This is a genomic window from Actinomadura viridis, assembly GCF_015751755.1.
Taxonomy (GTDB): Bacteria; Actinomycetota; Actinomycetes; order Streptosporangiales; family Streptosporangiaceae; genus Spirillospora; species Spirillospora viridis.
Genome location: NZ_JADOUA010000001.1, coordinates 1,720,103 through 1,745,060, shown reverse-complemented (window position 1 = coordinate 1,745,060; position 24,958 = coordinate 1,720,103). Strand labels below are relative to the sequence as shown.

Sequence of the window (24,958 nt, the reverse complement as noted above, 5' to 3'; positions counted from 1 at the left end):
TCCCCTCGAACCGGGGCTTCATTCCACGCGTCTAAACCCCTGACAGCCGCACGGCCTGGATACGGGCCGTCCGGATCCAGGCCGTGTCAGGGCACCGCCGCGCCTCACGGGGCGGACGTCCGCACGAGCCCTTCCTGCATGACCGACACCACGAGGTCGCCCGAACGGGTGAAGACCTGCCCCCGGGCGAGGCCGCGGGCACCGCCGGCGAACGGGGTGTCCTGGAAGTAGAGCAGCCACTCGTCGGCCCGGAACGGCCGGTGGAACCACATGGCGTGGTCCAGGCTGGCGCCCATCGTGCGCTTGTCGCCCCAGGCCAGCCCGTGGTTGAGCAGCACCGTGTCGAGCAGCGTCATGTCCGAGGCGTAGGTCATCAGGCACACGTGCAGCAGCGGGTCGTCGGGCAGCTCCCCGTCCACCCGCAGCCACACCTTCGACTCGGGCGTGGCCAGGGCCGGGTCCTTGGCCGCCTCCCAGGTGAGGGGGGTCGCGTGCCGGATGTCGAAGGGGCGCTGCTCCACGAAGTCGGCGGCGGCGCGCTCGCCGAACAGCGGGGTCAGCCGTTCCCGGGAGGTCGGCAGGGTCTCGGGGGCCGGGGCCTCCGGCATGGGGGCCTGGTGGGCCGGCCCGTCCTCCACGATCTGGAAGGACGCCGACAGGCTGAAGATGGCCTTGCCGTGCTGCACGGCCAGCACCCGGCGGGTGGTGAAGGACCGGCCGTCGCGGACCCGGTCGACCGTGTAGACGATCGGCACCAGCGGGTCGCCCGGCCGGATGAAGTAGGCGTGCAAGGAGTGCACGGGGCGGTTGACCGGCACGGTGCGGCCCGCGGCGACCAGCGCCTGCCCCGCCACCTGGCCGCCGAAGACACGCTGCCGGCGCTCCTCGGGGCTGCGTCCGCGGAAGATGTCGTTCTCGATCTGCTCGAGATCGAGCAGATCGAGCAGGGCCTTCAAAGACTCACTCACGACGGCAAGTCTCCCAAACGCGCGGCAGTGGCGAAGCTCTCACCCCTTCCCGGTGCGGGAGGGGATCAGGCGGGACGGTCTCCGTTGCACAGCGACAGGACGTCCTCGGCGTAGCGGTCGAGCTTGACCTTGCCCACGCCGGGGATGCCGGCGAGCTCGGCCAGGGTCTCGGGGGTGCGCTCGGCGATGGCCTGGAGGGTGGCGTCGGTGAAGACGACGTAGGCGGGGATCTTCTGGTCGGCCGCGACCCGGCCGCGCCAGTCCTTGAGGGCCAGCAGGAGCTCCTCGTTGAGCTCGGCCGGGCAGTCCTCGCAGCGGCCCAGCTTGCGCTCGATGGGGGCGGTGAGGGGACGCTCGCAGACGCGGCAGGGCTGGGGGCCCTTGGCGGGGCGGCGCTTGGCGCGGTCGGCCCGCGCCGGGGTGGGGGTCATGGTCCCGGGCGTGAGGCCGTCCAGGAATCGGGACGGGCGGCGCCGCCGGGAGCCGCCCGGTGAGCGGGACAGCGCCCAGGAGAGGGAGAGGTGCTCGCGGGCGCGGGTGATGCCCACGTACAGCAGCCGCCGCTCCTCCTCGACCTGCTCCGGCGTCTCCGCGTAGATGATCGGCAGGGTGCCCTCCACCAGGCCGACGAGGAAGACCGCGTCCCACTCCAGGCCCTTGGCGGCGTGGAGCGAGGCCAGCGTGACGCCCTCCAGCGGAGGGGCGTGCTGCGCGGCGGCGCGTTCCTCCAGCTCGGCGACGAACTCGGGCAGCCCGGCCCGCGGGTCGTCGGCGGCGATGTCCTCGGCGAGCTGGGCCAGGGCGGCCAGCGACTCCCAGCGGGACCGGACGGCGCCCGACCCCTCGGGCGGCCGGTCGGAGAAGCCCGCGCCCGACAGGACGTGCCGGACGGTCGCGATCAGCCCCGTGCCGTCGGTCTCGGCGTCGGCCCCGGCGCGGGCGGCGCCGCGCAGCCGGATCACCGCCTCGCGGACCTCGGGGCGCTCGAAGAACCGCTCGGCGCCGCGCAGCACGTAGGGCACGCCGGCCGCGGCCAGGGCCGACTCGAAGGTCTCGGACTGGGCGTTGATCCGGAAGAGCACCGCGATCCGCCGCGCGGGCACACCCTCCTCGACCAGCTTGCGGGCGCGGCGGGCGACGTCGTCGGCCTCGGCGATCTCGTCGTCGTACTCGCTGAAGACCGGGTCGGGGCCGTCGGGGCGCTGCGCGACCAGTTCGAGCCGGTGGCGCCGGGCCGCCTCGCCCCGCGCGAGCCCGATGACGCCGTTGGCCAGCCGGACGACCTGGGGGCTGGAACGGTAGTCGCGGACCAGCTTCACCACCTTGGCGTCCGGATGCTCGCGGGTGAAGTCGAGCAGGTAGGAGGGGCTGGCCCCGGTGAAGGAGTAGATCGTCTGGTTGGGGTCGCCGACCACGCACAGGTCGTCGCGGTCGCCGAGCCAGGTGTCCAGCAGGAGCTTCTGCAGGGGGTTGACGTCCTGGAACTCGTCCACGACGAAGTGCCGGTACTGCTCGCGGACCTGGGCGGCGACCTCGCGGTGCTCGGTCAGCACCGCGGCCGTCAGCTCCAGCATGCCCTCGAAGTCGAGCAGGTTGCGCTCGCGGCGCAGCTGCTCGTACATCGCGTAGACGCGGGCGACGTCGACCACGTCGGCGGGCATCTTGCGGGACGCGGTGGCCACCGCGCCGGCGTAGTCCTCCGGGCGGTGCTGGGTGACCTTGGCCCACTCGATCTCGCCGGCGATGTCGCGCAGCTCGGTGCGGCCGAAGGCCAGCCGGCAGGCGCGGGCCGCGTCCGCGACCAGCCCGATCTTCGATTCGATGATCTTGGGGGGTTCGCCGCCCACCACCCGGGGCCAGAAGTACGACAGCTGGCGCAGCGCCGCCGCGTGGAAGGTGCGGGCCTGCACCCCGGGGGCGCCGAGCTGCCGCAGCCGGGCGCGCAGCTCACCGGCCGCCCGGGTGGTGAACGTCACGGCCAGCACCCGCTGCGGCGCGACCACCCCGGTCAGCGTGGCGTAGGCGATCCGGTGGGTGATCGCCCGCGTCTTGCCGGTGCCGGCGCCCGCCAGCACGCACACCGGGCCCTGCACCGCCTCGGCGACCGCCCGCTGCTCCGGGTCGAGGCCCGCCAGTACGCGCTCTGCCTGCATCCCCCCATCCTGGCAGCATGCGGGGACAGGATCGGTCCCCGCGCCGCGACTGTGGATAACCTCCGACGGCGGAATTCCCCGCGGCGCCCGGCCGTTGATCGAGGAACACCGCCCGGCGGTTCCGGGCGAACGCCCCGAGCGCGGCCGGAGGCCGGACCGGTCCCTCCCAGCCCCGCCCCTGACGCCTCACGAAGGAGACGACACGCCGATGGCCACGCCCACCGCGGACCAGGCGAACGCGCCCACCGGGCCGCTCACCATGTACACGACGACCTGGTGCGGCTTCTGCCGGCGGCTCAAGAGCCAGCTGGCCCGGGACGGCATCGAGATGGTGGAGGTCGACATCGAGCGCGACCCGGCCGCCGCGGAGTTCGTGATGAGCGTCAACGGCGGCAACCAGACCGTGCCGACCGTCGTGGTGGACACGCCGGAGGCGGGGCGGCACGTGCTGACCAACCCCTCGGCCAAGGAGGTCAAGCGCCTTCTGGGCGTCTGACGTACGGCCCCGCTAGAACGGCGGCATGTCCGGGAGCGGGCCCCCGTACCACCGCATGATGAGCTGGGAGGCGATCGAGAGCGGACCCGGAGACACGATCCGGCCGCTCTCGAGCGCCTCCCGCAGCTCGTCGCGGGTGTACCAGGCGGCGTCCTCGATCTCCTCCGCGTCCGGGCGCAGCTCCTGCCCGCCCTCCGCGCGGGCGAAGAAGCCCAGCATGAGGCTGCGCGGCAGCGGCCACGGCTGGCTGCCCAGGTAGCGAACGTCGCCGACCGTCAGGCCGACCTCCTCGCGGACCTCGCGCACCACCGCCTGCTCCAGCGACTCCCCCGGCTCGACGAAGCCGGCCAGGATCGACCGCCGGTCGGCGGGCCAGCTCGGGCCCCGGGCCAGCAGGACGCGGTCGCGGTCGTCGCGGACGAGCATGATCACGGCGGGGTCGACCCGGGGGAACTGCTCGGACCCGTCGGCCGGGCACACCCGTACGTGCCCGGCGGCGGTGACCTCGGTGGGGCCGCCGCATCGCGGGCAGAACGGGTTGGTCGAGTGCCAGTACTCCAGGGCGACCGCGTGGGTGAGCAGGCCCGAGTCCTGGTCGCCCAGGAGCGCGCCCACCCGCCGCAGACCGGCCGCCTCGGCGCCCTCCATGGCGGGCAACTCTCCCCGTACGGCGAAGTAGGCGACGCCTTCGTCGTCCACGCCGAGCAGGTAGCGCTCCCCCTCCGGGGCCTGGGCGGGCGATGTGAAGACGAGCGCGGGCCCCGGATCGTAGGAGACGAGCGCGCGCCCGCCCTCGATCGTGAACACGCGCGTGCGCGGGTCCGTCCAGGCGGACTCGACCCATTCCCGGTCGCGGCGGCGCTCGGCCACCCTGTCCAGGGTTCCGCGGGCGAGCGCCAGCCATTCCAGCATGGGCTCGGTGGGGGCCTGCACGGCCGGCCGGATCTTCGCGTCGTCCCTCATCATGCCGTCCGCAGCGCGGTGGCGAACTCGTCCCACAGGTAGGCGGCGGCCTCGGCCCCCTTCAGGAGCAGAGGCATCTCGGCCTTCTCGTTGGGGGCGTGGATGCGGTCGCTGTCCAGGCCCAGCCCCACGAACACCAGCGGTGCCTCCAGTATGTCCGCGAGGTCGGCCTCGGGGCCGCTGCCGCCTTCCCTGGTGAACAGCACCTCCTGGCCGAACGCCTTCTCCATGGCGCGCTTGGCCGCCTGCACGCTCGCCGACCCGATCGGCGAGAAGCAGGCGCGCACCGCTCCGCCGGTGACGATGTCGGCCCGGATGCCCGGGGGCGTGTTCCGCTGGACCCAGGTCCGGAACGACTCCTGCACCTTCGCCGGGTCCTGTCCCGCGACCAGGCGGAAGGAGATCTTGGCGTGCGCCTCGCGCGGGACGATCGTCTTGCCGCCCGGCCCGGTGTGCCCGCCCCACATGCCGTTGATCTCCGCGGTCGGCCGCGCCCAGACCCGCTCCAGGGTGGTGAAGCCCTTCTCGCCGTACGGCGCCCGGCTGCCGCCCGCGGTCCGCAGCCATTCGGCCTCGTCGAACGGCAGCCGCGCGAACAGCTCGCGTTCCTCGCCGGTGAGCGGGAGGACGTCGTCGTAGAAGCCGGGCAGCGTCACGCGGCCGTCGGCGTCGTGCAGCGCCGCCAGGAGCGCCGCCATCGCGTGCAGGGGGTTGGGGACCGCCCCGCCGAACGAACCCGAGTGCAGGTCGCTCTCAGGGCCGTACAGGGACACCTCGGCCTCGGTGAGCCCCCGCATGCCGGTGCACATGGAGGGGACGTCCTCCGACCACATGGAGGTGTCGCTGATGACGATCGCGTCGCAGGCCAGCCGGTCGCGGTGGGTGCGCAGCAGTTCGGGGAAGTGCAGCGAGCCGGACTCCTCCTCGCCCTCGACCAGCAGCTTGACGGTCACGGGCGGGGCCGGGGCGCCGGACGCGGCCATGTTCGCCTGGACGCCGAGGGTGTGGAAGAACACCTGGCCCTTGTCGTCGGACGTGCCGCGCCCGATGAGCCGGTCGCCCTTCTCCAGCGGGGTGAACGGGTCGGTCTCCCATTCGCCGAGGGGTTCCACGGGCTGCACGTCGTGATGCCCGTAGACCACGACGGACGGCGCGGCCGGGTCGGCGGCCGGCCACTCCGCGAACACGGCGGGCAGGCCCGCCGTCTCCCACACCTCGACGGTCGGGAACCCGATGTCGCGCAGGTGGGCGGCGAACCACTCCGCCGAGCGCCGTACGTCACCGTGATGGGCGGGGTCGCCTGAGATGGAGGGGATCGCCAGCCACTCCTTGAGATCGGCGAAGAACCGCTCCCTGTTCGCCTCGATGTACTGCGGAACGTCCACCAGCATTTCTCCCTTGAGCAGATCCGGACGCCGTCGTCCCTCGCCGCGAGCCGCGCGGGCGAGGAGAATCGCCGTCACCGATCCTGGCCCATCGGCGCGCCGCCTCCGAATCCAGGGCCGTCCAGGGCCGCCCGCCGGTTTGCGGAGAGGGCCCGCGCGGACGTAGGACTGGAGCGGCCGACGAACGCCGGGAGGCACCGTGATCCTCATCGACCCGCCCTTGTGGCCCGCGCGCGGACGGGTGTGGTCGCACATGGTGAGCGACGTGTCGTTCGAGGAGCTGCACACGTTCGCGGCCGATCTGGGCCTGCCCCCGCGGGCGTTCGAGCGCGACCACTACGACGTGCCCTCGGAGCTCTACCGCGCCGCGGTCACCCTGGGTGCCGCGGAGGTCGGCTGCCAGGAACTGCTGCGGAGGCTGACCCTGGCCGGGCTGCGCCGCCGCAAGTTCGACCCGTCCCTCACCCGGACGGGCCCGCGCTGAGCAGCATCAGCTCGGTCTCGATGTTGCGGCGGGCGGAGACCTCGAACCGCTCGCGGGCCTCGGGGGTGTGAAAGAGCACCGGGAGGTCCAGCAGCGACCTGAGCACCTCGGCCCGGCCCGCCCGGAAGAACCCCTCGGGGACGAACCCGTACTCCTCCCGGACGGCGGCGGCGTACGCGGCGTACCGCTCGGGGCCGGCGCCCAGGATCGCCAGGTCGGCGTCGCACAGCACCTGGCCGTTGCGGTCGCCCTCGGCGGGGGCGTGCGTCGCGGTCAGCTCCACCAGCCGGACAACCTCGGCCACCGCGTCCGGTGACAGGTCGGTGTCGGCGAGCATCCGCCCGGCCAGGCGGGCGCTGCGCTCCTCGTTGTCGGCGCGTTCGGGATCGTAGACGGCGTCGTGGAACCAGGCGGCCAGCCGTACCGTGTCGGGGTCGTCGGCGTGGCCGGCCAGCTCGTCCACGAGGTCGAGGACGGCCGCCAGGTGCTCGCGCGTGTGGTAGCGGCGGTGCTCCTCGCCGTAGCGCGCGTCGAGGTCGGCCCCGATCCGCCGCGCCTGCGGGCCCGCGAGGGCGACCCAACGATCAACGAGATCCATGCCCTCATCCTGGCGGACCCGGGCGGCGAAGACACGCGCGCCTCCGTGCTTGCGCCGGGACCGGGGCGGCGCCACTATGGTGATCACTTCGAGTTAGGCAAGCCTTACCTCATTCTCTGGAAGGTCGGCCGTGGGCGCCCCGCACTCGCTCTCGCACTCCCTCGTCCTGGTCGCCGGGAAGGTCACCGACTCGGTGACCTCCGGGTTCCTGCCCGCCGCCGCCCGGCTGGCCGCCGGCCGCGGCCTGGCGGTGGCGCTCCTCACCGACCGGCCGGACGAGCACGCCGAGGTCTTCGACGGCCCGATCACCGGGTGCGACGTCACCGACTACCGGGAGATCGTCGCGCGCGGCGAGCCCGCGGCGCTCTTCTCCAACAGCGACTTCCTGCAGGCCCCGACCGCGCTCGCCGCCGCCTACCTCGGGCTGCCGGGCAAGGACTGGAGGGCCGCGACCCGGACCAAGAACAAGGCCCTCATGCGCCGCCACCTGGCCGCGCTCGACCCCGTCTTCTCGGCGGACGCCGACCGGGTCCCCCGCGACGCCCCCTACCCCCTGGTGCTCAAGCCGCGCGAGGGGGTGGCCAGCGAGGACGTCTTCCTCGTGCACGACGCCGCCGAACTGGCCGCCCGGCGCGAGGAGGTCCGCGCCCGCAGGCCGGACGCCCTGGTGGCCGAGGAGTACCTGCCCGGGGACCTGCACACCCTGGAGACGCTCGGCGACGGGCACACGATCCACGTCCTCGGCTCGTTCCGGACGAGGCTCTCACCGCCCCCGCACTTCATCGAGGAACGCCTCGAATGGGCACCGCCGCCTCCCGAGGCCGGGCAGGTCCTCGCGCAGCTGGAGGCCCTGGGCGTCGGGTTGGGCGCCTGCCACACCGAGTTCGTGGTGCATGAGGGCCGCGCCCGGCTGATCGAGGTCAACTACCGGCTGATCGGCGACCACTGCGACTTCCTCATGGCCGACCTGCTCGGCGTCCCGCTCTTCGACCTGGTCCTCGGCGTCCACCTGGGCGAGCGGCTGCCCGCCGACCTGCGCGCCGACCTGCCCGGACCGGCGGGCGAGGGACGGCACGCGGTCGCCGACGTGGTCCTCGCCGACCGTCCCGGCGTCCTCACCGCCGCGCCCGGCGCGGTCGAGCTGGCCGACGGGGCGGTCCGGCTGTCGTACCGGCCGCAGCGCCCGGTCGGCGAACGGGTCGCGCTCACCCGCACCAACCGCGACTACCTCGGCACGATCCGTGCCATCGGGCCGTCCCGGGCCGAGGTCGAGTCCGCGGTCGCCCGCTTCCGCGCCGCCCACGCCTGGACGATCGCGTGAACGAGGCCGCCCTGGCCGCGCGGGTGCTGGACGCGCTGCTGCGCGAGGACTACGCGGGCCTGCGCCGCTTCGTCCGCGGGAACGTCCTGGAGGCGCCCGGGACACGCGTGCCCTTACTGGACGGCGGCGACCGGGCGCCCTCCGGCGGTCTCCACCCGGGATTCCTGTCCGGGCAGGTGGTGGATCCGGCGCCGGGGTTGCGCCTGGACGACGTCATCGCGCTGGTGAGGCGCCTGGCCGACCCGCGTGACGACGTGGCGGCCTTCGAGCGCGAGTGCCGCGAGGCCCTGGCGACGGTACGGCTGCACGAGTCGGCCCGTCCCGCCGTACTACGGCGGCTCGCCCGCCTCCCCGACGAACTGCGCCGCGGCCCCGGCACGTACTACGAGACCCTTGCCGCGTACACCGACCACCCCGTCCACCCGATGGGCCGGTGCAGGATCGGGCTGAGCCTGGACGAGCTGGAGGGCTACGCGCCCGAGTTCGCCCCCACGTTCCAGATGCGCTGGGCCGCCGTACCACAGGGCCAGGGGACGGAAGAGGGCGAGCGGCCGGAGTGGTGGCCGGGCGACGGCCTGTTCCCGGTGCATCCCCTTACCGTCCCCCACCTCGACGGGGTGAGCATCGTCCCGGATCCGTACCTGACGGTCTCGCCGACCCTGTCCATGCGCACCATGGCCGTTCGAGGGGTCGACGGGGGCCTCACCCACATCAAGGTGCCGCTCCCCACCAGCACGCTCGGTCTCCGTAACCGGCGGACCATCGTTCCGCGCACCCTCCCCGACGGCGCGCTGGCCGAACGGCTCCTGCGGCGCGTTCTGGCACAGGAACCGGACCTGCCCGTCCTGCTCGCCGACGAGCAGACCTACGGGCACGCCGGCTCGCCCCTGCTCGCCTACATGGTGCGGCGTTTCCCGCCCGAGACGGCGCGCGCCCACGTGATTCCCGTCGCGGCGCTGCTCGCGCCCGCGCCGGACGGCGGGTCGGTCATCGAGCGGTGGGACGTGCCCGCGCTCTTCGGCGCCTACCTGGACGCCCTGCTGTCCTGGAACGTCGTCCTCTTCCGGCACGGCATCGCGCTGGAGGCCCACCAGCAGAACGTGTCCCTGGTCCTCGGCGACGGCGGCGACGGCGGCGACGGCGGCGACCTCAAGCTGCTCGTCAAGGACTACGACGGGACCCTCGTGCTCGGGGACGGCGCCCACCCCGACGGCGCGTTCACCGACCCCCGGATGGCGACGCGGGACCCCGAGGCGCTGGCCCGGGTCTTCGTCACCATCACCCTCCATCTGTGCGCCGCCGCGCCCGCCTTCGGGCTGGCCGCGCGGGGGCTGCTGCCGCTGCGGACCGGCCTGGCGATGATCAGGGACCGGCTCGACGCGGCGCTCGGCCCGCGGGACGCGTTCCTGCGGGCCCGCACCCTGGACGCCGCGACCCTGCCGGCCAAGGCGATGGTCACCGCCGGGACCCTCGTCGACAAGGCCCGCACCGGCTCCGCCGACATCAACAAGCACTACGGCCCGCCGGGGCCCAACTACCTTCGGGACGACACGTGCTGCTGACACGACCCGCGCTCACCGCCGCCGACGCCACCGCCACCGCGCTGCTGAACTGCCTGATCAGGGAGGTGTGCGCGCCCGAGCGGCAGGTCTGGACCGACGGGGACGGCAGGGCCCGCGGAAACGGCGGGAACGGCGGAAGCGGCGGGAACGGCGGAAGCGGCGGGAACGGCGGGAACGGCGGGAACGGCGGGAGCGGCGGGAGCGGCGGGGACGGCGGGAGCGGCGGCGGGTGGCTGGTGGCGCGGCTCCCTCGCGCCGGGGTCACGCTGCGCGCCGGCCTGGCCCGGCCCCCGGTCGGCCCCACCTACCGGCTCGCCCCACCGTTCGAGGAGAGCCGCGGGACCACCTGGATCGCCGCCGGCTGGGAACGCCTGGCCGATCTGGTCGCGGGCGAACTGGAACTCGCCACCGGACAGGCCAACCCCGAGTTCCTCACCCAGGTACGCGACAGCCACGGCACCCTGGCCGCCATCCTCGACGCCCGCCGCGAACCCCGGGACGAAGGCCCGCACTCCGCCTATGTGGAGTCGGAACAGTCCCTGCTCTCCGGCCACCGTTTCCACCCGTCCCCCAAGGCGCGCCAGGGCACGCCCGCCCAATGGCTGCCGTACGCGCCGGAGACCAGGGCCCGCTTCCAGCCGCATTGGCTCGCCGTACGTGAGGACCTCCTCGTCGAGGAGGGCGACCCCAGCGCGTTCGGCCCCTTGGAAAAGCTGGCACCGCCCCCGCCTCCCGGGCACCGGCTGCTGCCCGCGCACCCCTGGCAGCTCGGGCTCCTGGCCGATCGTCCCGTACTCCGCCGGGCCTTCGGCGCAGGGCTCCTGCGCGACCTCGGGCCCGCCGCCCCGGAGATGGCCCCCACGTCCTCGGTCCGGACGGCCTACGTTCCCGCCGCCGACGTGTTCTGCAAGTTCAGCCTGGACATCCGCATCACCAACTGCGTCCGCAAGAACGCCTGGTACGAGCTGACCGGCGCGGTGACCCTCGACCGGATCGTCCGGCCCCTCTTCGCCGCGCTGGACGGCTGCACGTTCCTGGCCGAACCCGCGTACCGCAGCGTCGCCCTGGCCGACCTGCGGCTGCACGAAGGGCTCGGGGTGATCCTGCGCCAGGGGGTGGGCGCGCTCGCCGGCACGCCGCTCCTGGCCGCCGCCCTGGCCGACCCCTACGGCACCACCCTCGCCGCGCTCCCGGCCCTCGCCACGGCCGACGGCGCCCTCGCCTGGTGGGACGCCTACGTCGAACGTGTCGCGCGGCCCGTCCTCACCGCCTACCTGAGGCACGGGGTCGTCCTGGAGGCCCACCTCCAGAACGTCCTGGTGGCCGTGGACGACGACGGCATGCCCGTCGAGACCGCCTTCCGCGACCTGGAGGGCACCAAGCTCACCACCGCCTGGCAGGACCGGCTGGGCGACGTCCCCCCGCGCGTCCGCGACGCCGTCACCTACGACCAGGGCCGCGCCTGGAACCGCGTGGTGTACTGCCTCCTGGTCAACCACCTGACCGAGATCGCGGCGGCCGTCGCCGACCTCCACCCGGACCTCGACCGCGCCCTGTGGCCCGCCGCCCGGCACCACTTCGCCGCATGCGGAGACCACCCCCAGATGCGCGCCCTCCTGGCCGGGGTCCCGTTCCCCGCCAAGGCCAACCTGCGCGCCCGCTGGTCCCGTACGGCGGACCGCACCGCCACCTACGTCCCCGTCCCCAACCCCTTCGCGGACCGATGAATCCCTTCAGCTACATGCGCGGCATCGACCGCTTCCCCGCGTACGTGTACGACCTCGCCGGCCTGAGCGACCACGCCGGATCCGTCCGCGGTGCCCTCGGCCCGGACGGCCCCGAACTGTTCTACGCCGCCAAGGCCAACCCGGACCCCGCCGTACTGCGCGCCCTCGCCCCGCATATGGACGGCGTCGAGATCTCCTCGGGCGGCGAGCTGGCCCACGTCCGCGCGACACTGCCGGACGCCCGCCTTGCGTTCGGCGGCCCCGGCAAGACCGACGAGGAACTGGCCCTGGCCCACGACCTCGGCGTGGAGCGCGTCCACGTGGAGAGCCCGAACGAGCTGGCGCGACTGGTGGAGACGGCCCGCCCCGTGGGCATCCTCCTGCGCGTCAACCTCCCCTTCCGTACACCGGGCGCCGCCTTGCAGATGAGCGGCCCGTTCGGCATGGACGAGGAGGCCCTCGACGCGTGCGCGCGAACGATCGCGCGCAACCCCCGGCTCACCCTCCACGGCGTCCACGCCCACCTGGCCTCCGGCCTGGACGCCCCCGCGATGCTCGACCTCGCGGAGCGGATCATCGAATGGGCCCTCCCCTGGCTGGAGGCGCACGGCGTGGACGCCCCCGAGATCAACCTGGGCGGCGGCATGGCGGTGGACTACCGCTCCCCCGAGAGCCGCTTCGACTGGAAGGGCTACGCCGCCGGCCTCCCCGCGGTGCCCGCCCGGCTCCGCATCGAACCGGGCCGCGCCCTGACCGCCTACCACGGGTGGTACGTCACCGACGTGCTCGACGTGAAGAGCACGCGCGGCGAGACCTACGCCGTCCTGCGCGGGGGCACCCATCACCTGCGCACGCCCGTCACCAAGGGCCACGACCAGCCCTTCACCGTCCTCACCGCGGAAGGCGAGCCCTGCCGGCGCGCCACCCTCGTCGGCCAGCTCTGCACGCCCAAGGACGTCTTCGCCCACGACGTGCCCGTCCCGCACCTTCGCCCTGGCGACATCATCGCCTTCGCCATGGCCGGGGCCTACGCCTGGAACATCTCCCACCACGACTTCCTGATGCACCCCAAACCCGCGTTCCGCTACCTTCCGACCCGGGAGGGACAGAACTCTTTCCCCGCCGGCGCCAGCCAATGAAGCACGCCACAAAAATGCACTAGGCAAGACCATGTACCCGGGGAGCCTCTTTTCGCTTCCACCGATTCATAATCCCCCTCACCCCACGGAACCCACCCCCACGAGACAGGCGGCCCGACACGCCCCGAAGGCCATGATTCGACACCTGACCAGGGCCGATACCACAAGCAGAGCAGGCAAACGCCGAGACTTCAGATGAATTCTCAGGCCATTCATCAGGCTCCTGACCGGACCCGGCCAGTCGATCATTAATAGACGGCATTCACCCACAAACAACTACAATTCACCCTGTCCACTTAAGGACACCCCACCATCTGGGAAATCGGGTCCGCAGCGGCTTTTAATTTCGGGAGACCAGGAGGTCGATGGAATCTCGGCAAGGAGCAGCATGCATCGGATACCAGGCAAGATCGCGTCCGTGGTGATGGCCACCGCCACGGTGACGGCGGGGCTGGCCGCCCCGGCGCGGGCCGCCGCGCCCGCCCCGCCCGCGCCGCCCGCCCCGGACACGACGACCGCCGCGACCGCCCGGACGTCGGACGGCGCCCGCGTGGACTCGGCCGCCGCCGCGAAGAAGGTCGGCTCGTACTGGACCGCCGAGCGGATGCGCCGGGCCAGGCCCGTACCGGCTCCCGAGGACCGGGTGGCCGCACCCGCGCCCGCAACCGCGCCCGCGCCCGCGCCCGCCGGCCGTCCCTCGGGGCGGCCCGGCTCCCACGCCCCGGCACGGGCCGTCGACCCGGCCGCGATCAGGGCCGGGGCCCGGGCACTCGCCGGCGGCGACCGCACCCTCGAAGCCAAGATCAACGACAGCGCGGCCGTGGGCAAGGTCTTCTTCAGGAAGCCCAGCGGCGGCGACTGGGCCTGCTCGGCGGCCGCGCTCAACAGCTCGTCCCGGCAGCTGGTGGTCACGGCCGGGCACTGCGTCCATGAGGGCGACGGCGGCGGCTGGATGCTGAACTGGACCTTCGTGCCCCGCTACCGCAACGGCGCCCGCCCGTTCGGCACGTTCGCCGCCAAGCAGTTCCGCGCGTTCAATGCCTGGATCAACAACGGCGACCTGCGCCGGGACGTGGGCATGGTGACGACCTGGCCGCAGGACGGCAAGAAGCTCGTCAACGTGGTCGGCGGCAACGGGCTCCAGTGGAACTGGCCGCGCACCACCGCGATGACGGTGTTCGGCTACCCCGGCAACCGCGACAACGGCCAGATCCAGTGGGTCTGCCAGGGCACCACCTCACCCGTCATCGACGGGCGGATCCAGCTCCGGTGCGACTTCGGCGGCGGCTCCAGCGGCGGCCCCTGGCTGCGGCAGTACAACGACTCCAACGGGCTCGGGTACGTCAACGGGACGATGAGCACCATCTCCTCGGGCGGCTGGAACCGCAGCCCCTACTTCGACAACGCGGTCAAGGCGATGTTCGACGCCCAGGGCGGAGTCACCTGACCCGTCCGCGAGGGTGAGCTCACCCGGCACGTCCCCGCCGGGCCACCGCGCTACGGTGGCCCGGCGGGCACCCTCCCACCAGGGAGGACTCCCGACGAGAGGATCGGCCATGAAACGCTCCACCATCCTGCTGATCGCCGGGGCGGCGGCCGTGGCCGCCGGTGTCGTCGCGGTCAGGTCGGCCGCGGCCGGCCCGCCGCCCCCGCCCGTCCACGGCACCGGCGAGAGCCGCGTCCAGCCCGCCCCCGACGACGGTTACTGGACGCCCCAGCGCATGCGCGACGCGCGCCCCGCCCCCATGCCCGAAGACGACGGATAGGCCGTACTTCATAGTCCCGGCCCACGGCGCTCGCGCGGTGGCTGAGCCACTTCGAGACAGGCCCTCGCCCCGGGCACCGCTCCCGGCGCCGCGGCCCGTCAGTCCAGCGAGGTGACGAACCGCTCGGCCTCCTCGCGGGTCATGCCGGTCTCGTCCTGGACGACCGCGATCGCCGAGGCGTAGTCCTCCACCGCCGTGAAGGCACGGACGCGGTCCGACAGCGACCGCCCCCTCCCGTACCCGGCACGCATCGCCTCAACGTACAGCTTGGCGTCGCGGGAGCCGAGATGCGTACGGCGCCGCACCTCCTTGGCCGCCTCCCCCGGCTCGCCCTTGGCGATCAGATCCAGGGCGGCCGTCTCGACCTCCGGGGGGACGCCCCTGGCGAGGTACTCCAGCTTCAGCGTGTCGACGTACTCCTTGGCGCTCCTGAGGTCGAGGCCGGTCGCTCCGCGCACCAGTTTGACGGCCTGGACCAGCTTGCCCTCGGCGACCAGCCCGGAGGCGAGGTGCCGGGTCTGGGGCTGCACGTGGACGGCGGGCTTGGCGAGGTTCGACATCGATTCAGATTAAGCCACACCGGCCGGGGCGGCCATGGCCACATATCGGCGGTCAGGCCGGGTATGGGCTCTCCCCCGTACAAGAGGAGAGGCGCAGTGCTGCTCGACCGGATGCGAACCATGGCGGACCTGGGAACGCGCGCCGTACGAGCGGTACGGGACACGGGCGCGCTGCACCCCGTCCGCCCCGACCGGGCCGTGCGGATGCCCCTGCCCTACCTGCGTTACGGCCCGGCGCCGGCCACGATCGGGGCGATGGCCGCGCTGCGCTTCCCCGGCCGGACCGCGATCATCGACGAGCGCGGCACGCTGACGTACGCGGAACTGGACAGGCGGGCCGCGGGGCTCGCCGCCGCGCTGGGCGAGCGGCTCACCGGCGGGCGGATCGGCGTGCTGTGCCGCAACCACCGGGGCTTCGCCGAGGCGGTGCTGGCTGCGTCCCGGATCGGCCATGACGTGGTGCTCCTCAACACCGACTTCTCCGCCCCGCAACTCGGCGAGGTCGCCGAACGCGAAGGCGTGGAACTGCTGATCCACGACGAGGAGTTCGGCGACGTGGTACGGGCGTCCTCGTTCGGCGGGCGGCGGATCCTCGCCTGGCACGAGGGGACGGCGGAAGAGACGATCGACGCGCTCGCGGAGCGCGGGCCGGCGCGCCCCGCCCGGACCGGCACGCGCACCGGCAGGGTGATCGTGCTCACCTCCGGCACCACCGGGACGCCCAAGGGCGCCCGGCACGACCTCTCGATCGGCCGCCTGCTGCCGGTGGCGCTCACCCACATGGCCCGGGTCCCGATACGTTCCGGAGCCCCGATGGTGATCGCGCCGCCGCTGTTCCACGTCCTCGGGTTCGCGTACATGACGGTCGGGCTGGGCCTGGGCACCCCCCTGGTGCTGTCACGCCGGTTCGACCCGGAACGGACCCTGGAGGCGATCGAGGAGCACCGGGCGGAGACGCTGGTCGCGGTGCCGGTGATGCTGCGGCGGATGCTGGACGTCCCGGACGGCCCGCGCCCCGCGTCGCTGCGCGTGGTGGTCTGCGGCGGCTCCGCCCTCCACCCGCACCTGTCGGAGGAGTTCATGGACGCCTTCGGCGACGTCCTCCGCAACGTGTACGGCGCTACCGAGACCGGCTGGGCGACCATCGCCACGCCCCAGGACCTGCGGGAGGCCCCGGGAACGGTCGGCCGGCCGTCGTTCCGGCTCACCGTCAGGATCCTCGGCGAGGACGGCCGGGAACTGCCCGCCGGCGAGGTCGGCGAGATCTACACCGGCGGCGGGCTGCGCTTCGCCGGATACACCGGGGGCGGCGGCAAGCGGGTCCGCGGCGGGCTGACCGGCACCGGCGACCTCGGCCACTTCGACGCGGACGGGCGGCTCTTCGTCGACGGGCGGGCAGACGACATGATCGTGTCGGGTGGCGAGAACGTCTTCCCGGGCGAGGTCGAGGAACTGCTGGGCCGGCACCCCGGCGTGGCGGAGGTCTCGGTCACCGGCGTGGACGACACGGCGTTCGATCAGCGGCTGGCCGCGTACGTCGTGCGGGCCCCCGGCGCCACCGTGACCGGGGACGCCCTCAAGGCCCACGTGAAGGAGCACCTCGCGCGGTACAAGGTGCCGCGCGAGGTGCACTTCGTGGACGAGCTGCCCCGGACCAGCACAGGGAAGGTCCAGGCCCGGGGACTGCCCTCCTGACGGCCGTCAGGCGCCCCCGGTACGCCGCTTGGCGGCCATGCAGATGCGCGCGAGGTCGTTGAGGGCGTCCACGCGCCGCTCGTCCAGCGGCCGCTCGTCCCCCGGGTCGGCCTCCGCCAGCGTGTCGATCACCAGCGAGAACACCGGCCACTCCGCCGGGCCGATCGCCCCGCGGAAGTCGACATCGCCGTCGGCGATCTCGTCCAGGTCGAGGTTGCGGGCGAACGTGGCCAGGGCGGCCTCGGCCGCCACGACACCGATCCGCATCGCCAGCGCGGCGGGCTCCCGGCCGGTCACCGGGCGCACAGTCGCAGAACTCATGTTCGACAACATAGAACACACGTGCGACGCGGCTCGCCGCTTCTCACGTAAAACTCTCCCATATCTCCAGAATCAGGCGGCGTTGGCGTGGAGGTACAGGTAGGAGTGCGTGAAGTGCAGCTCGCCGTCCACCATCGCGGGCCGCATCCCGGTGGCGGGCCCGCCCGCCAGCTCGGCCTCAAGCTCCTTGCGGATCTGCGCCGCGGCCTCCGGCTCGGTGTGCGCCAGCGCCAGCCACGGCTCCAGCGGCCGGGAGAACTCGAACCGCTCGGCCCGCCGCACCTCCGCCCCCGCCGCGGTGACCAGCTCGATGACCCGCGCCTCGGTGAGCAGGACGCCGTGCGAGGGGTCCCGCAGCCGCTCGATCCGGTCCGGATCGGCCGCCAGCCCCTCCGGCCGCACCAGATCGGCGATGATCAGCGCCGCGCCGGGCCGGCTGACCCGGGCCATCTCCGCCACCACGGCCTCCGGATCGGCCACCTGATGCAGCGAGAACCGGGTGACGACCAGCGTGAACGACCGGTCCGCGTAGGGCAGCGAGGCCGCGTCGCCCCGCGTGAAGGTGATGTTGGTGATCGCGTCCCGGTCCGCCTCGCGCTTGCCCTGCGCCAGCATCGCCGGAGTCAGGTCGAGCGCCGTCACGTGCCGGACCCGCCGCGCGATCGCCCGCGAGACCAGCCCCGTCCCCGCCGCCACCTCCAGCACGACGTCCTCGAGATCCAGCTCCGGCTCCATGAACGCCACCAGCCGCCCCAGATGCCGGGTGAACGCCACGTTCAGCCGTGGATCACCGAACCCCGCCGCCTGCTTGGAGAACTCCCGTACGACCCGCTCGTCATGCGCCACCACCACTGTGTCCTCCGCTCGCCTACGGGGCGCCTTCAGGCGCCGCCTTCCCTCGTCACTCGTCCCTCGCTCCTCAGTCCAGGCGACGCCGCGCCCCTACGGCTCCCTCAACCAGAAGACCGTCCTCCGCTCGCCTACGGGGCGCCTTCAGGCGCCGCCTTCCCTCGTCACTCGTCCCTCGCTCCTCAGTCCAGGCGACGCCGCGCCCCACGGCTCCCTCAACCAGAAGACCGTCCTCCGCTCGCCTACGGGGTGTTGCGCGCATCATCTCCGATGACACGCAGCGTGAACAGGGGTCAGACCGCGGGGATCGCGTCCAGGAGGGCGGTGAGGCCGCCGGCGTCCAGCAGATCGGCCGGGCGGACGGTGACGTTGTCGCGCACGTAGTGGAAGGCGGCGCTGACCCGCTCGACCGGGACGCCCGCCAGCTCGGCCCAGGCCAGGCGGTACGCGGCGAGCTGGACGGAGACGAAACGGGCCTCCTCGCCGGACGGGGGGCGGCCGGTCTTCCAGTCCACCACCTCGTACCGGCCGTCGCCCGCGCGGAAGACGGCGTCCATCCGGCCCCGCACCAGCCGGTCACCGATGATCGTCTCGAACGGGACCTCGACGTCGAGCGGCTCGCGGGCGGCCCACTCCGACGCCTCGAAGCTCTCCCGCAGCACCTCCAGGTCGCCGTCGTCGGCGGCGCCCTCGTCGGCGGCGCCGGGCAGCTCGTCGGGGTCCAGCAGCCGCTGCTGCCCCCAGCGGCCCTCCAGCCAGGCGTGGAACGCGGTGCCGCGGCGCGCGTACGGGGCGGGCGGGCGCGGCATCGGGCGGCGGATCTGGCGGGCCAGCGCCGCGGGGTCGCGGGCCAGCGACACCAGCGAGGAGACCGACAGGTGCGCGGGCAGCTCGACCAGCAGGCCGTCGCCACCGCGGCCCCGGTCGCGTTCGGCCAGCAGCAGCTCCACATCGCGGGCCCACGCCGACATCCGGGCGCGGTCGGCCTCGGCCAGCCCGGAGTCGCCCGCCCAGCGGCGGGTGCGGCCGAGCATCGCGTCCTCGACCATCCGGGCGGCCTCGACGATCGCGTCGTACCGTTCGCGGGACGTGGCGTCGCCCTGGGCTGCGCCCTGCCCGGCGGGCCACTCGGAGGTCTCCGGTTCGGCGAGCAGGGGATTGGCGGCGCCCTCTTCCGGCGGGTCGGCCCACACCGCGACCGAACCGGCGCCGGCCAGGCAGACCCGGCGGACCTCCTCCAGGAACGGGGACGGGCCGAGCGGGCGGCCGGACGCGCCCCACCAGTAGCCGGTGACGATCAGCAGGCTGGACGCCCGGGTCACCGCGACGTAGGCCAGGCGGCGTTCCTCGCGCAGGTCGCGTTCGGCGCAGGCGGCGTCGAACGCGGCCAGGTCGTCCTTCTCCAGGCCCCGCAGGTCCGGCAGGTCGGCGCGGTCGCCGCGGAGCATGAACGGCAGGACGCGGGGGTTGGCGGTCCAGCGGGTGGCGCCCTGCGGCGGGGACGGGAAGACCGAGCCCTTGGCCGGGCCGCCGTCCTTGCGCGGCGCGAACGACAGGCCGGGCACGATGACGACGGGCCACTCCAGGCCCTTGGAGGCGTGGACGGTGAGGAGCTTGACGCTGTCGGTCTCGCCGACCCGGCCGGCCTCCAGCCCGAACTCCTCGCTCTCGGCGGCCTTGAGGTAGGCCAGGAACGCGCCCAGCGTGGGGTCCTCGGCGTCGCCGGCGAACGTGGCGGCGGCGTCGATGAAGGCGTCCAGGTCGGCGCGGGCGGTGACCGGGTCGAGGCCGGAGCGGGCGGCGACCTCGATGTCCAGGCCGAGGGTCCGCTCGACCTCGTTCACCAGGTCGGGCAGCGGCAGCCCGGCCTGGCCGCGCAGGTGCCGCAGCTCGTCGCGCAGCCGCCGCAGCCGGCCGTACCCCTCCGGGGAGTACGCCTCGGGCGGGCCCAGGTCGTCGAGGGCGTCCACCAGGCTGCCGGTCTCCTGGTTGAGCTCGCCCACCAGCTGCCGGAGAGGGTCGTCGGCCTCGTCGGCGGGCGGCTCCCCCGCGGCGTCGGCGGGCGGCGCCTCGTCGTCGGCGCCGTTCGCGGGCGGGGTGACGTCGCGGGCGGCCTCCCGCGCCAGCGCGCGGGCGCGGCGGCCGAGGGCGACCAGGTCGCGGGGGCCCAGCCGCCAGCGCGGCCCGGTCAGCAGCCGGGCGAGGGAGGCGCCCGCCGCGGGGTCGTGCATGACCCGCAGGGTGGCCACCACGTCCTGCACCTCGGGGACGGTCAGCAGCCCGCCCAGGCCCACGACCTCGACCGGGATCCCGCGGGACTCCAGCGCCTTCCGGATCAGCGGGAACTGGGACCGCTTGCGGGCGAGGACCGCGACGTCGGCGTACCGCAGCGGCTCCTCCCCCGTCCACGGGCCGCCGTCCGGCGCCACGTGCGGGTCACCGGCCATCAGCCGCGCGATCCGGGCGGCGATCCGGTCCGCCTCCTCCTCGACGGTCTCCAGCAGGGCGCACTCGACCCGGCCGCGGTCCTCGCGGCCCGCGCCCGGGACCAGCCGGGGGACGGACGCCGTCTCGGCCCGCAGTTCCTCCTGGACCTTCGCCGCCGCCTCCAGGATCTGCTCGCCGTTGCGGAAGCTGCGGCTGAGCTGCACCACCGGCGAGGCGTCCGGACGGCGTCCGGCGACGGGAGCCTGCAACGGGAAGTCGTGGGCGAAGCGCAGCAGGTTGCCCGCGCTCGCCCCGCGCCAGCCGTAGATGGACTGGCACGGGTCGCCCACCGCCGTGACCGGGTGCCCCCCGCCGAACAGCGACTTCAGCAGGACCAGCTGGGCCTGGCTGGTGTCCTGGTACTCGTCCAGCAGCACCACCGAGAACCGCGACCGCTCGATCATCCCGACCTCGGGGTGCCGGTGGGCGATGCGGGCGGCCAGGGCCATCTGGTCGCCGTGGTCGATGACCTCCCGGTCGGACTTGGCCCTGCGGTACGCCTCGATGAGCGGCATCATCTGCTCGCGGACCGCGTGCTTGGCCAGGATGTCGCGCTGCGCCTTCAACGGCTTGCGCACCGCGGCGAACCGCTCGTCCAGCCACGCGCCGACCTTGCGGACGTCGTCGGCGGTGCGCAGGTGCTCCGACAGGTCGCCGGCCAGTTCCATCACGGCCTTGGTGACGGTGTCGGGCTGCCATTCGATGCGGTCCATGGGGCCGTTGTAGGCGTCCACCACGCGCGAGCAGATCTGCCAGGCCACCGCCGGGGAGATCAGCCGCATCGTCGGCTCCAGCGCCTCGCGCAGCGCGTGGTCGCCGAACAGGCGGGCGGCGTAGGCGTGGTAGGTCGACACCATCGGCTCGCCGTCGAACAGCGACTCCCCGCCCAGCCGGGCCAGCTCGTCGGCGGGCAGCACCTCGCGCAGCCGGTCGAGGCGGCGGCGCACCCGGGCGCCCAGCTCGGCGGCGGCCTTGCGGGTGAAGGTGAGGCCGAGGACGCGCTCGGGCCGGACGAACCCGTTGGCGACCAGCCACACCACCCGGGCCGCCATCGTCTCGCTCTTGCCCGACCCGGCGCCCGCGATCACCGCCATCGGCGCCAGCGGCGCCTGGATCACCCGTGCCTGCTCGTCGGTGGGTTCGGGGATCTCCAGCAGCCGGGCCAGCTCCGCCGGAGTGATCACCCGCCCTCCCCGTGCCCTCCCGGTCTCATGGACCGACCTGCCCGCCCTCGTCGTGAACGGGGCAGCAGGACCGTACGGGGCAGGTCCGACACTTGTCGTTGGCGCGGGCCTGGAACACCTCGCCGGCCATTCCGGTGGCGACGATCTCGATGAGCTTCTTGGGCCACTCGGGGTCGGGGTCCTCGTGCGGCGGCGGCTGCTCCTGCTCGCGCGCCCGCGCGGTGAACGCGGCCTTGCCGACCTGGACCAGCTTGGCCCCGCCCGGCTCGATCAGTCCGTGCCGCTCGAACGCGCCGAGCATCACCGCGTACTGGTAGACGCCCAGCTGCGGGTGCCGGGCCAGGTCGTCCTTGGGGACGGCGGTGGACCCGGTCTTGATGTCGATGATGACGGCGCGGCCGTGCTCGTCGCGCTCGGCGCGGTCGATCCGGCCCTTGATGACGACCCGGCCCAGGTCGACCTTGAACGACTCCTCCAGCGCCACGACCTCGTTGGGATTGTCGCGGTGCCAGCCCAGGAACCTGTCCACCATCGCGGCGGCCTGCTCGCGCTGCTTCTCCGAGTACCAGGAGCTGCGGAACTCCAGGTCGTTCCAGATGTCGTCGAGCCGCCGGGCCAGGTCGACCTCGGCCACCCCGTCGTCGGCGCCGGCCATCTCGGCCACCGCGTGGATGACCTTGCCCATGGTGCTGAACTCGTCCGGACCGCCCTCCCGGGCGCCGACCGCCGAGGCCAGCAGCCAGCGCAGGCCGCACGTGGTGAACGCCTCGACCTGGGACGGCGAGATGGTGATCTGCTCGTCCTCGGCGAAGGCGGGGCCGCTGTCGGAGAGGGCGGTGATGGCGTACCAGTTCTCCGGCCGGGCGCCGCGCACGCCCGCCCGCGCCAGCCGGGCCAGGTGCCCGGCCGCGGCGCGCCGCATCGGCTCCGGGCGCGCGGGGTCGGCCGCCACCGAGCGCAGGTCGGCCACCAGCGCCGGCAGCGACAGCCAGCGGGTCTTCTCGTCCAGCTGGGACCGTTCGATCGCGCCGGGCAGCAGCTCGTTGAGGAAACGGGAGGGGCGTTCCTCGGAGTCGTCGCCGCCGACGGCCGTGACGACCAGGCGGCGGCGGGCGCGGGTGACGGCGACGTAGAACAGCCGCCGCTCCTCGTCCATCATCTTGGCGGCCACCGACGCGCCCGCCGCCGCGCCCGTCCCGGACGCGGCGTCCCGGCCGCCGTCGAGGGAGCGGGCCCGCGCCTCGCGTTCCAGCTCGCTGCCGGCGGCCAGCTCGACCAGCTCCTCCACGCCCAGCAGCGAGCCGCGCAGCCGCAGGTCCGGCCAGACGCCCTCCTGCACGCCGGCCACCACGACCACGTCCCACTCCAGGCCCTTGGAGCGGTGCGCGGTGAGGATGCGCACCGCCTCGCCCTGCGGGGCCTGCTCGGCGAGGGTGTCCCCGGCGATCTCCTGGGAGGCGATGTTGTCGACGAACAGCTCGGGCCCGGCCTGGGGCAGCCGGTCGACGAACCGCGCCGCGTGGTCGAAGAGCGCGACCACCGCGTCCAGGTCGCGGTCGGCCGCCGCGCCCCGCGTCCCGCCCTTGACGCTCTGCTCCAGCAGCTCGTCGGCGAGCCCGCTCTCGCGCCACACCGCCCACAGGACGTCCTCGGCGGTGCCGCCCGCGTCCGCGCTCTCGCGGGCGAGGGAGATCAGCCGCGCGACGCGCTCGGCGGGGGCGCGCACCTTCTCGTGGACGGGGATCAGCTCGCGCGGGTCGTCGATCGCCGCCACCATCAGCTCGCTCAGCGAGCGGTCGCCGCCGGACAGGTCCTCCAGGTCGCGCAGCGCCCGCTTGAACCGCCGCATCCCCAGGGCGTCGGCGCCGCCGAGCGGGCCCGTCAGCAGGTCCTCGACGACCAGCTCGTCCAGGAACCCCTTCTTGAGGGCCGCGCGCAGCAGGACCAGGATCGGCCGTACGGCGGGCTCGGCGACCAGCGGCACCTCGTCGCCGGCGACGACCACCGGCACGCCCGCCTGGGCCAGCGCGCGGCGCAGCACCGGGACCTGCCGCACGGCGCTGCGCACCAGCACCGCCATCCGCGACCACGGCACGCCGTCGAGCAGGTGGGCGCGGCGCAGCTCGTCGGCGACCAGCGCGGACTCCTGGCTCTCCGAGTCGGCGATCACGGCCCGCACCTCGTCGCCGACCGCGGCGCGCTCGCCGGCGCCGGCCGGCCCGGACGGCTCGGACGGCTCGGCGGGCTCGACCGGGCGCAGCGCGCGGTGCTCGGCGGAGATCATCCCGGCGGGCAGCCGGCGCGCGATCCGCCGCGACGCCTCCAGGACCTCCGGGCCCATCCGGCGGCAGTCGCGCAGGGCGACGACCGGGGCCGGTTCGCCGCCGAGGGTCGGGAACCGCTGCGGGAACTCCAGGATGCCGCGCACGTCGGCGCCCCGGAACCCGTAGATCGACTGGTCCGGGTCGCCCACCACGACCAGGTCGCGGCCCTCCCCGGCGAGCCCCCGCAGCAGGGCCTCCTGGGCGGGGTCGGTGTCCTGGTACTCGTCGACGAAGACCACGTCGTAGGCGTCGCGCTCGCGGACCAGCACCTCCTCGTCCGCGAGGAGCCCGGCCGCCATGTGGATCAGCTCGGCGTAGTCGTAGGTCTGCACCGGGTCCACCGCGAACCGGTCGGCGTAGCGCTCCATGAACCGCCCGATCGCGGTCCAGTCGTCGCGGCCCCGGGTGCGGCCGAGCGCGACCAAGTCCTCGGGGAGGTAGCCGCGTTCGGCGGCGCGCAGGCAGAAGTCGCGCAGCTCCTCGGCGAAGCCGCGGGTGGCCAGGGCGGGGCGCAGCCGCTCGGGCCACTCCCGGGCCCCGTCGGCCAGCTCGCCCTCCAGCAGCCGCCGCACCTCCAGCAGCTGCTCGGGCCCCGACAGCAGCCGCGGCGGGGGCTCCTCGTTCAGGACGGCGTCGCGGCGCAGCAGCGCGTACGCGTACCCGTGGAACGTCAGCGCCAGCGGCGTGCGGGTGGTGCGGCGCAGCCGGCCGGTGATGCGCTCGCGCAGCTCGCCGGCCGCCTTGCGGCCGAAGGTGAGGACGAGCACCCGTTCGGGGTCGACGCCGCGGTTCTCGATGCGGTCGACCACCGCCTCGACGATCGTGGTGGTCTTGCCGGTCCCCGGGCCGGCCAGGACCAGCAGCGGCCCGCCCGCATGCTCGACCACCCGCCGCTGCTGCTCATCGAGCACCGGCGGGACGGCACGCGCGGGACCCGCGCGGCGGACGAGGCGATAGGAGGCTGGTGGCACAACAT

Annotated in this window: 19 protein-coding genes; 9 read left to right on the top strand and 10 right to left on the bottom strand. The window is 74.0% G+C overall.

What is annotated here, in order from left to right; all coding sequences use genetic code 11:
• Positions 1-104: 104 nt before the first annotated feature.
• Positions 105-968, bottom strand: a complete 864-nt coding sequence (gene tesB / locus IW256_RS07660) for an acyl-CoA thioesterase II (protein ID WP_197010285.1) — start codon at positions 966-968, stop codon at positions 105-107.
• Positions 969-1,033: 65 nt separating this feature from the next.
• A complete protein-coding gene (locus IW256_RS07655) occupies positions 1,034-3,121 on the bottom strand; it encodes an ATP-dependent DNA helicase UvrD2 (RefSeq protein WP_197010284.1) in 2,088 nt (695 codons plus the stop codon).
• A 208-nt stretch (positions 3,122-3,329) separates the two neighbouring features.
• Between IW256_RS07655 and IW256_RS07650 the strand changes: the two genes are divergently transcribed.
• Positions 3,330-3,617, top strand: coding sequence for a mycoredoxin (locus IW256_RS07650; protein WP_197010283.1), 288 nt, complete (start codon positions 3,330-3,332; stop codon positions 3,615-3,617).
• 12 nt (positions 3,618-3,629) lie between these two features.
• On the opposite strand, the gene nudC is transcribed toward IW256_RS07650, so the two are convergent.
• Both nudC and IW256_RS07640 read right to left on the bottom strand, forming a co-directional pair.
• Positions 3,630-4,529 (bottom strand): NAD(+) diphosphatase, encoded by a 900-nt coding sequence (gene nudC / locus IW256_RS07645; RefSeq protein WP_197016162.1) that lies wholly within the window; start codon positions 4,527-4,529, stop codon positions 3,630-3,632.
• 50 nt (positions 4,530-4,579) lie between these two features.
• Positions 4,580-5,965 (bottom strand): dipeptidase, encoded by a 1,386-nt coding sequence (locus IW256_RS07640; protein WP_197010282.1) that lies wholly within the window; start codon positions 5,963-5,965, stop codon positions 4,580-4,582.
• A 199-nt stretch (positions 5,966-6,164) separates the two neighbouring features.
• Here IW256_RS07640 and IW256_RS07635 point away from each other — a divergent pair, with 199 nt between their 5' ends.
• Positions 6,165-6,449, top strand: coding sequence for a DUF4031 domain-containing protein (locus tag IW256_RS07635; protein ID WP_197010281.1), 285 nt, complete (start codon positions 6,165-6,167; stop codon positions 6,447-6,449).
• Here IW256_RS07635 and IW256_RS07630 read toward each other — a convergent pair.
• Positions 6,427-7,047: an HD domain-containing protein gene (locus tag IW256_RS07630; RefSeq protein ID WP_197010280.1), complete on the bottom strand. Its 621-nt coding sequence runs from the start codon at positions 7,045-7,047 to the stop codon at positions 6,427-6,429. The genes IW256_RS07635 and IW256_RS07630 overlap by 23 nt on opposite strands.
• A gap of 130 nt (positions 7,048-7,177) precedes the next feature.
• On the opposite strand from IW256_RS07630, the gene IW256_RS07625 reads away from it, so the two are divergent.
• The 6 genes from IW256_RS07625 to IW256_RS07600 all read left to right on the top strand — a co-directional run bounded on the left by IW256_RS07625 (position 7,178) and on the right by IW256_RS07600 (position 14,562).
• Positions 7,178-8,368, top strand: coding sequence for an ATP-grasp domain-containing protein (locus IW256_RS07625; RefSeq protein ID WP_197010279.1), 1,191 nt, complete (start codon positions 7,178-7,180; stop codon positions 8,366-8,368).
• On the top strand, positions 8,365-9,930 hold the full coding sequence (locus IW256_RS07620) for an IucA/IucC family protein (protein ID WP_307828781.1): 1,566 nt from the start codon (positions 8,365-8,367) through the stop codon (positions 9,928-9,930). The genes IW256_RS07625 and IW256_RS07620 overlap by 4 nt, the downstream gene beginning before the upstream one ends.
• Positions 9,921-11,657, top strand: a complete 1,737-nt coding sequence (locus tag IW256_RS07615) for an IucA/IucC family protein (RefSeq protein WP_307828780.1) — start codon at positions 9,921-9,923, stop codon at positions 11,655-11,657. Before IW256_RS07620 ends, IW256_RS07615 begins: the two co-directional genes overlap by 10 nt.
• A complete protein-coding gene (locus IW256_RS07610; RefSeq protein ID WP_197010278.1) occupies positions 11,654-12,796 on the top strand; it encodes a type III PLP-dependent enzyme in 1,143 nt (380 codons plus the stop codon). Before IW256_RS07615 ends, IW256_RS07610 begins: the two co-directional genes overlap by 4 nt.
• 388 nt (positions 12,797-13,184) lie before the next feature.
• Positions 13,185-14,243 (top strand): trypsin-like serine peptidase, encoded by a 1,059-nt coding sequence (locus tag IW256_RS07605; RefSeq protein WP_231403695.1) that lies wholly within the window; start codon positions 13,185-13,187, stop codon positions 14,241-14,243.
• 109 nt (positions 14,244-14,352) lie between these two features.
• A complete protein-coding gene (locus IW256_RS07600) occupies positions 14,353-14,562 on the top strand; it encodes a hypothetical protein (RefSeq protein WP_197010277.1) in 210 nt (69 codons plus the stop codon).
• 98 nt (positions 14,563-14,660) lie between these two features.
• Here IW256_RS07600 and IW256_RS07595 read toward each other — a convergent pair whose 3' ends face one another.
• Positions 14,661-15,122, bottom strand: coding sequence for a hypothetical protein (locus IW256_RS07595; RefSeq protein WP_197010276.1), 462 nt, complete (start codon positions 15,120-15,122; stop codon positions 14,661-14,663).
• Positions 15,123-15,218: 96 nt separating this feature from the next.
• Here IW256_RS07595 and IW256_RS07590 point away from each other — a divergent pair, with 96 nt between their 5' ends.
• Positions 15,219-16,817 carry an AMP-binding protein gene (locus IW256_RS07590; protein ID WP_307828779.1) on the top strand — a complete coding sequence of 533 codons (1,599 nt, stop codon included), beginning with the start codon at positions 15,219-15,221 and terminating at the stop codon, positions 16,815-16,817.
• 6 nt (positions 16,818-16,823) lie between these two features.
• Here IW256_RS07590 and IW256_RS07585 read toward each other — a convergent pair whose 3' ends face one another.
• The 4 genes from IW256_RS07585 to IW256_RS07570 form a co-directional block, all read right to left on the bottom strand.
• A complete protein-coding gene (locus tag IW256_RS07585) occupies positions 16,824-17,138 on the bottom strand; it encodes a hypothetical protein (RefSeq protein WP_197010275.1) in 315 nt (104 codons plus the stop codon).
• A gap of 72 nt (positions 17,139-17,210) precedes the next feature.
• Positions 17,211-17,987, bottom strand: a complete 777-nt coding sequence (locus IW256_RS07580; protein ID WP_307828778.1) for a class I SAM-dependent methyltransferase — start codon at positions 17,985-17,987, stop codon at positions 17,211-17,213.
• 293 nt (positions 17,988-18,280) lie between these two features.
• A complete protein-coding gene (locus IW256_RS07575) occupies positions 18,281-21,658 on the bottom strand; it encodes an ATP-dependent helicase (protein WP_197010273.1) in 3,378 nt (1,125 codons plus the stop codon).
• 25 nt (positions 21,659-21,683) lie between these two features.
• The gene (locus IW256_RS07570; protein WP_307828777.1) at positions 21,684-24,893 is read right to left on the bottom strand and encodes an ATP-dependent helicase; all 3,210 of its coding nucleotides are present in this window, start codon (positions 24,891-24,893) and stop codon (positions 21,684-21,686) included.
• Between the last annotated feature and the right edge of the window lie 65 nt (positions 24,894-24,958).